6 protein-coding genes and 2 pseudogenes are annotated in these 8162 nt (G+C 71.0%); 3 read left to right on the top strand and 5 right to left on the bottom strand.

Annotated elements, in window-relative coordinates:
- A pseudogene (locus A5692_RS07730) lies at positions 1–181 on the bottom strand (alpha-ketoglutarate-dependent dioxygenase AlkB); the annotation flags it as partial.
- A 28-nt stretch (positions 182–209) separates the two neighbouring features.
- On the opposite strand from A5692_RS07730, the gene arcA reads away from it, so the two are divergent.
- On the top strand, positions 210–1463 hold the full coding sequence (gene arcA / locus A5692_RS07735; protein WP_369830277.1) for an arginine deiminase: 1254 nt from the start codon (positions 210–212) through the stop codon (positions 1461–1463).
- 81 nt (positions 1464–1544) lie between these two features.
- Here the strand turns inward: arcA and A5692_RS07740 are convergent, their stop codons facing one another.
- The gene (locus tag A5692_RS07740; RefSeq protein WP_068054241.1) at positions 1545–3113 is read right to left on the bottom strand and encodes a dolichyl-phosphate-mannose--protein mannosyltransferase; all 1569 of its coding nucleotides are present in this window, start codon (positions 3111–3113) and stop codon (positions 1545–1547) included.
- 25 nt (positions 3114–3138) lie between these two features.
- On the opposite strand from A5692_RS07740, the gene rsmI reads away from it, so the two are divergent.
- Positions 3139–3975 (top strand): 16S rRNA (cytidine(1402)-2'-O)-methyltransferase, encoded by an 837-nt coding sequence (gene rsmI / locus A5692_RS07745; RefSeq protein WP_068054244.1) that lies wholly within the window; start codon positions 3139–3141, stop codon positions 3973–3975.
- Positions 3976–3978: 3 nt separating this feature from the next.
- Here the strand turns inward: rsmI and A5692_RS07750 are convergent, their stop codons facing one another.
- From A5692_RS07750 to A5692_RS07760, 3 genes are read right to left on the bottom strand one after another with little or no spacing between them, the layout of a single operon-like run.
- Positions 3979–5232, bottom strand: coding sequence for an aminodeoxychorismate synthase component I (locus A5692_RS07750; RefSeq protein ID WP_068054247.1), 1254 nt, complete (start codon positions 5230–5232; stop codon positions 3979–3981).
- A gap of 28 nt (positions 5233–5260) precedes the next feature.
- Positions 5261–6172, bottom strand: a complete 912-nt coding sequence (locus A5692_RS07755; protein ID WP_068054249.1) for an RNA polymerase sigma-70 factor — start codon at positions 6170–6172, stop codon at positions 5261–5263.
- Positions 6169–7350, bottom strand: a complete 1182-nt coding sequence (locus tag A5692_RS07760; RefSeq protein WP_068054251.1) for an NAD(P)/FAD-dependent oxidoreductase — start codon at positions 7348–7350, stop codon at positions 6169–6171. The genes A5692_RS07755 and A5692_RS07760 overlap by 4 nt, the downstream gene beginning before the upstream one ends.
- 301 nt (positions 7351–7651) lie before the next feature.
- On the opposite strand from A5692_RS07760, the pseudogene A5692_RS07765 reads away from it, so the two are divergent.
- Positions 7652–8162, top strand: a pseudogene (locus A5692_RS07765) (hypothetical protein); the annotation flags it as partial.

Raw genomic sequence — 8162 nt, forward strand, 5'->3', positions numbered from 1 at the left:
CGTCGACCACCCGGTCGTACATCTGGCGGCGCTCCTCCCGCCAGGGCACGCCCGACAGCAGGCCGTCGAGCAGGTCGTCGGCATCGGTGAGCCAGCCCGCGCGGATCTCGATGAAGGCGCCGTCACCGAGTTCTCTGCGCTCGGTGTGTGCGAACAGGGAGCCTTGTACCGCGATCTCCACGGCGGCCAGTCTATCGCACACCCGTTCGATGACGGCGGGACCGGCCGTCCGAGCGGCTACCGTTTTCCTTGTGGGTGTGGTTGAGCTGGGCACCAATTCCGAGGTGGGCACGCTGCGGGTCGTGATCCTGCACCGGCCCGGCGGCGAGCTGCGGCGGCTGAATCCGCGCAACATGGATCAGTTGCTCTTCGACGGGTTGCCCTGGGTCGCCCGCGCGCAGGACGAACATGACCGGTTCGCCGCGCTGCTGCGGTCACGGGGCGTCGAGGTGCTGCTGTTGTCGGACCTGCTGGCCGAGGCGCTGACCCACAGCGGGGCGGCGCGGATGCAGGGCGTCGCCGCCGCGGTCGACGCGCGGCGGCTCGGAGTTCCGCTGGCACAAGCGCTTTCGGGCTACCTGCGCGGGCTGGACGCGGGCAGGCTGGCTCAGGTGCTGATGGCCGGCATGACGTTCAACGAACTGCCCTCGGACATCCGGACCGACGTGTCGCTGGTACTGCGCATGCACCACGGGGCGGACTTCGTCATCGAGCCGCTGCCCAACCTGGTGTTCACCCGCGACTCGTCGATATGGATCGGCCCGCGGGTGGTCATCCCCACGCTGGCGCTGCGCGCCCGGATCCGCGAGGCGTCGCTGACCGATCTGATCTACGCGCATCACCCGCGATTCACCGGGGTGCGGCGCGCCTACGAGTCGCGCACCGCCCCGGTCGAGGGCGGCGACGTGCTGCTGCTCGCTCCCGGCGTGGTCGCGGTCGGCGTCGGCGAACGCACCACCCCGGCGGGTGCGGAAGCGTTGGCCCGCAGCCTTTTCGACGACGACCTCGCCCACAAGGTGCTCGCCGTGCCGATCGCGCAGCGGCGTGCGCAGATGCACCTGGACACGGTGTGCACCATGGTCGACACCGACACCGTGGTGATGTACGCCAACGTCGTGGACACGCTGTCGGCGTTCACCATCGAGCGCACGCCGGACGGCGTGGCGATCAGCGATGAGGCGCCCTTTCTGGAGGCCGCCGCCAAGGCGATGGAGATCGACCGGCTGCGGGTGATCGACACGGGGTTGGACCCCGTCATCGCCGAGCGCGAGCAGTGGGACGACGGCAACAACACCCTGGCGTTGGCGCCGGGGGTCGTCGTCGCCTACGAGCGGAACGCCCAGACCAACGCCCGCCTACTTGACGCGGGCATCGAGGTGCTGACCATCGCGGGGTCCGAACTGGGCACCGGCCGCGGCGGCCCCCGCTGCATGTCCTGTCCGGTCGCCCGCGATCCGCTTTAGGCGTCGAGATTGACGTTGGCGCGAAGAAGTGCGAGTAAACCGCGCACTAGCGTCGATCTCGGCGTCGCACGGCAGGAACGGCTAGCGCCAGCTGGGCAGCCAGATCTCCATGTCCCACGTCTGCTGCGAAATCGGCAGCCCGGTGAGTACCGGGAACAGCCAGGCGAAATTGGTCACCACCAACGCGACGTAACAACAGACGGCGATCAGCCCCAGCGTGCGTCGTTCTGAGCTCAGACCGCGGGTCCGGCCGGGCGGGTAGAGGATGTCCCCACATATCAGGGCGATCCCCATCGCCAGGAACGGCGCCATCGTCGCCGCGTAGAAGAAGTACATCTGCCGGTCGATGTCGGCGAACCAGGGCAGCCACCCGGCGCAATACCCGGTCAGCACAACGGCATAACGCCAGTCGCGGCGGACGAAGGCGCGCCAGCAGGCATAGAGCAGGACCGGCACGGCCAGCCACCACATGGCCGGGGTGCCCACCAGCATCTCCGCCTTGACGCACGACTGCCCGCCGCACCCGGAGACGTTCTGCTGATCGATCGCGTACAGCACCGGCCGCAACGACATCGGCCAGCTCCACGGCTTGGACTCCCACGGGTGGTGGTTGCCCGCGGCGTTGGTCAGGCTCTTGTGGAACTGAAAAGCCTTGGCGGTGTAGTGCCATAACGAGCGGATGGCGTCGGGGAGCGGGACCACCGAATGCGGGCCGATCGACTGGCGGACCTCATGCCGATCGATCGCCGTCTCGGACGCGAACCACGGTGCGTAGCTGGCCAGGTACACGGCGAACGGGATGAGCACCAGCGCGTAGACGGTGGGGATCAGATCCCGGCCCAACATCCCCGCCCACGGCCGGGTCACCTGGTACTGGCGCCGCGCCGCGACGTCGAACGCCAACGACATCGCGCCGAAGAACAGCACGAAATACACGCCGGACCACTTTGTCCCGCAAGCCAATCCGAGCAGGATTCCCGCGGAAAACCGCCACCAGCGCACCCCCAGCCGCGGGCCCCACAGCGTCTCGGCGGCACGGCCCTCGAGCAGCGCGACGTGCATGCGCCGGCGCACCTCGTCCCGGTCGACGATCAGCGCGCCGAACGCCGCGACCACGAAGAAGGTGAGGATGCCGTCGAGCAAGGCGGTGCGGGCGGTGACGAAGCTGACGCCGTCGCAGATCACCAGCACACCGGCGATGGCGCCGACCAGCGTCGAGCGGCTGATCCGCCGGACGATCCGCATCACCAGCACGACCAGCACCACGCCGAGCAGCGCGCCGGTGAATCGCCAGCCCACGCCGGTGTAGCCGAAGACGGCCTCACCGATCGCCATCAGCTGCTTGCCGACCGGCGGATGGACCACCAGGCCGAACCCGGGGTTGTCCTCGACCCCGTGGTTGTGCAGCGCCTGCCAGGCCTGCGGGGCGTAATGCTTCTCGTCGAAGATGGGCGTGCCGGCATCGGTCGGCGAACCCAGGTTGAGGAACCGGGTGATCGCCGCCAGCACGGCGATCACGCCCGTCACGACCCAGCCGCGGATCTGATCGGTCGGCCCGAAATCGGCCACCGGAACCATCGGCCCCGGGCTGACGACGGGCACGACGCGCTCCTGGCCGACGACCGGGGTTTCGCGGGGCGGGGCGGACATCGGTGTCGATCGTAGGCTGTCCGTCATGACCACTGGCCGCCTGTTGCTGGGCGCGACCCCGTTGGGCCAGCCGTCGGACGCCTCGCCCCGCCTGATCGACGCCCTCGCCCGCGCCGACGTGGTGGCGGCCGAGGACACCCGCCGGGTGCGGACGCTGGCGAAGGCCCTGGACGTCACGATCACCGGCCGGGTGGTCAGCCTGTTCGACCGGGTCGAGGCGGCCCGGGTGGAGCCCCTGATCGCCGCCGTCAAGGCCGGCGCGACGGTGCTGGTGGTCAGCGATGCCGGGATGCCGCTGATCAGCGACCCCGGCTTCCGGCTGGTCGCGGCGTGCGTGGACGCCGGCGTCGCGCTGACGTGTCTGCCCGGCCCGTCGGCGGTGATGACGGCGCTGGCCCTGTCCGGCCTGCCGGCGGAGAAGTTCTGCTTCGAGGGATTCGCCCCCCGCAAGAAGGCCGCGCGGCGGGCCTGGCTGGACTCGCTGGCCGACGAACGGCGCACCTGCGTGTTCTTCGAATCGCCGCGCCGGCTGGCCGGGTGTCTGCAGGACGCCGTCGACCGGCTCGGCGGCACCCGCCGGGCCGCGATCTGCCGGGAACTGACCAAGGTGCACGAGGAGGTGGTGCGCGGATCGCTTGACGAGCTGGCGGCGTGGGCCGACGACGGGGTGCTCGGCGAGATCACCGTGGTGCTGGCCGGCGCCACCCCGCGCGCCGACCTGCCCGCGCTGGTCGGGCAGGTGCAGGAGCTGGTCGCCGGCGGCGCGCGCGTCAAGGACGCCTGCGGTGAGGTGGCCGCCGCCAATCCGGGGGTCCGCTCGCGCCAGCTTTACGATGCCGTCCTGCGGTCGCGCCAGACGTGAGGGTCAGCCCGCCGAGAACGCGGCCGCGATCCGCGGCTGCCCGACGATCGGGGACGCCTTGAGCAGGCATTCGTTCCATTCCGCGGCGGGATCGGAGTCGGCGGTGATCCCTCCGCCGACACCCAGGACCGCGCCGGCCCCGGCGTCGAACTCCACGGTGCGGATGGCCACGTTCAGTTCGCACCCCGCGACGGGTGACGCCAAACCGATTGTGCCGCAATAGATTCCTCGACGATGCGGCTCCCATTGCGAGAGCAGTTGGCGCGCACGGTGTTTGGGTGTTCCGGTGACCGAGGCGGGCGGGAAGGCGGCGTCCAGCAGCGCAGACGTCGGCAGATCGACCGGGACCCGCGCCGACACGGTGGACACCAGGTGCCACACGCCCGGCGCGCGCCGCACCACCAGCAACTCGGGCACGGTGACGGTGCCCACGATCGCCACCCGGCCGAGGTCGTTGCGCACCAGGTCCACGATCATGATGTTCTCGGCCACCTCCTTGGCCGACGCCCGCAGCGCCGACGGCCAGGCATCCAGCGGCAGGGTGCCCTTGATCGGGCTGGACGTCACCAGCGTCCCGCGCCGCCGCAGGAAGAGCTCCGGGGACAACGACGCCACCGCGCCCCATGACCCCGCGAGGTAGGCGGCGCGCGCCGGGGAAGTGCGGGCGATGCCGTCGGCGAAGAAGTCCAGGGGGGCGCCACTGACCGTCCCGGCGAACTGCGTGCACACGCACGCCTGGTAGACCTCGCCGGCGCGGATGGCCTCCAGGCAGTTCAGCACGCCGTCGCGGTGGGCCGCCCGATCGGCCGGGGCCCAGTCGATGCGGCAGTCGCGCGCTGCCGGCGGACCCGTTGCCAGGGCGTCGGCCAGCCAGTCCGGCATCGGCGCCCCGGACAGGCTTTCGTACCACCACCGGCCGTCCCGGTCGCACCGCAGCACGCAGTCGGTCCAGCCGCCCGCGGCCGCGGGGATCCGATTCGGCTCGCCGCCGGCGCCGGGGTCGGGATAGGAAAGGTAACCGATCCAGCCGCCACCCACGGCCTCCGAGTCGAGCGACTGCGGGCCCGGCTGGACCGCGAACGCGGCGTCCGCATCGACCGGCCGCACCGGCACGCTCGGCGCGATGACCGCCAGCGCGCCGAACCATTCGCCGGTCAGCGCGGCCGGCGGCGGCAGACCGAGCCGGGCGGTGGCGTCCCCCACGGCGCGCAGCACCGCGGGGGCGGCGCCCAGGTCACCGAGCCGGTCGATACGCACCGCCCTAGCTTGACAGAAGAGCGCCCGCCTAGCCGCGGCTGACGTCGCGCGCGGTCGCCAGCGCCGCCAGCTTGTCCGGATTGCGCGTCACGTAGAAGTTCGTGATCTTGTCTTCGGCGATCTCCAGCGTGATCACCCCCTCGAGATGATCACCCAGGTAGAGCAGCACCGCCGGGGCGCTGTTACATGTCACCATCTGGATGCGGAACTCCGCGAACTCGCTCGCCTTGCGGATCAGGCCGACGATGGCCCTGGCCACCCGGTCGGCGCCCACCACCGGCCGGCGCGCCGCGGACACCTTGCCGCCGCTGTCGGCCGTCCAGGTGGCGTCGGGGGCGAGCATCGTCATCAGCGTCTGGACGTCACCGCTGGCGGCCGTCTGGAGGAACTGGGCGGTGAGCCGCGCGTTGCGCTGCGGGTCCGTCGCCTCGAACCTCTTCCGCCGGGCCCGTACGTGTTCGCGCGCCCGGTGCGCCACCTGGCGCACCGTGGGCGCCGGTTTGCCCACCGCCTCGGCGATCTCGCCGTAGTCGAAGCCGAACACCTCGCGCAACACGAACACCGCCCGCTCGTCCGGGCTCAGCGTTTCCAGCAGGACCAGCATCGCCATCGAAATGGATTCCGCCAGAACGACATCCGTCGAGGCATCCTGCTCGTCGAGCAGCAGCGGCTCCGGCAGCCACGGCCCCACGTACTCCTCGCGCCGGCGCGCGTCGGCGCGCAACGCGTTGAGTGCCTGCCGGGTCACCAGCGCCGCCAGGTAGGACTTGGTGTCACGCACCGTCGACAGGTCGACCGCCGCCCACCGCAGGTAGCTGTCCTGCAGGACGTCGTCGGCCTCGGTGGCCGAGCCGAGCATCTCGTAGGCGATGGTGAACAGCAGCGGCCGCAGCACGGTGAACCGATCGGCGTGCTCGTTGCCGGCGGGCGCGCGCGTCATCGCAGCGCGACCTCGGCGGACGCCTGCGCGGGCCGCTTGCCGCCCTTGAGCCAGCGGTACGAGCCGGGCTTGGCGGCCTCGCGCCGGATGGCCCACAGCGTGCCCTTGCAGATGGCCTCCTTGATCGACGCGGCGGTCCGGCCGCCGATCGCCAGGTTCACCGGAGTGTCGTCGGTGTGGGCCAACTGCAGCGTGCCGTAGGTGCGGCCCAGGCTGATGCACTGGCCGACGAACGCCTGATTGAGTCGGGCCGGAGCGGTTCCGTCGATGCGGCCGAGCACGGTGTCGGCGGCCTGCGCACCCAGCGGACCGGCAGCCTGGCAGCTCATCCGCAAGGGTTGGCCCGACGGCGCGGCCGCGTCGCCCGCCGCGACGACGTAGGGGTTGTCGACGCTGGTCAGCGTCTCGTCGGTGAGCAGCCGGCCCAGCGAGTCGCTGCTCAGGCCGCTGCGCGCGGCCAGGTCCGGCACGGCGAATCCGGCGGTCCAGACCGTCGCCGCGCTCGGCAGCACGGCCCCGTCGCCGAGCACCACCGCGTCCCATCGCACCTCGGTCACGGTCGCCGATTCCAGCACGTTGACCCCGAAGCCGCGCAGGCGCTTGGCGACGGAACGCCGGCCGCGCCTGCTCAGCGAAGGGCCGAGCGCGGCGCCGCACACCAGGGTCACCTGGCGGCCCCGTTCGGCCAGCTCGGCAGCCGTCTCGATGCCGGTCAGCCCGCCGCCGACGACGATCACCGGCGCGTCCAGCGGCAAGTCGGCCAGCGCGTAGCGCAACCGCTGCGCGCTTTCCAGGTCGGCGATCGGGTACGCGAAGTCGGCGAACCCGGGCACCGCAACGGCAGCGGCGCCGGTGCTGCCGACCGCGTAGATGAGGTAGTCGTAGCCGAGCTCGCGGCCCGAGGACAGCAGGATGCGCCGGTCGGTGGCCTCGATGCGGTCGACGGTGTCGACGACCAACCGGATCCCGTCGGCGAGCAGGGTCGCGTAGTCGGCGGTCGCGGGGCCGGTGTCGGCGACCAACTGGTGCAGCCGGATTCGCTCCACGAAGACGGGGCGCGGGTTCACCAGGGTGACATCGACGTCGGGACGCTGCCGGAGCCGGTTTGCGGCCAGGGTTCCGGCGTATCCGCCTCCGACCACGACGACATGAGTTTTCTGGGCGATCACCTCGGTCATTTGCTGTCTCCTGTTCTCACGGGCCTGATGCCCTTGAGACACCGCGGGCTCCTCGAGCGTGACAGGCCCGCCCACATTGTGACGCGCCTCACGGGCGCCGCTTGCGGGGTCGGGCCGGCCTGCGGCGGACCGGGGGAGGGGCGGGTGGTGCGTGCTAGGCTGCGCTACGCCAATTCGTGACCAGCCCCGCGTCGGATACGCGCACCAGATAACCCAGGCAGTATGGGGCCACTTCAGTGTGCATCGGTGTGTGTTGGGAGAAGCAACCGTGAAGACGAGGAAAAGCGCGCTGGCCGCTGTGATGTGCGCGGCGGTGTTGCTGAGCGGATGCGGTGGCAAGAGCGATCCCGGTCCGCTGTCCGCGATGGTCAGCCCGGCCATCCCGCCCAGCGCGCAAGAGATCCCCAACCCGCTGCGCGGCCAATACGAGGAAGGCTTGAATCCGCTTTTCCCGCAAGGCAATCCCGCTCAGCAGCGGTACGCCGCCTGGCCCGCGTCTTACGACGCCAGCCTGCGGGTCTCGTGGCGGCAGTTGCAGCCCGTCGACCCGCGCACGCTGCCGCCCGACGCGCCCGACGACCGCAAGTTCGACTTCAGCGCGATCGACGACGCGCTGGGCAAGGTCGGCAGCCGAAACATGCGGCTGATCCTTGGTGTGTACGCCTACAAATCCTGTTGCAACGATTCGTATCCGAACGGCACCAACATCGCGATCCCCGACTGGATCCGCTCTGCGGCCAGGACCTACCCCCCGGCGCCGAGCGGGTCCGCGCCCGGTGTCACCCAGGTGGTCCCGAATTGGAATGACGCCG

The organism is Mycobacterium sp. E342, from assembly GCF_001667665.1.
Lineage (GTDB): Bacteria > Actinomycetota > Actinomycetes > Mycobacteriales > Mycobacteriaceae > Mycobacterium.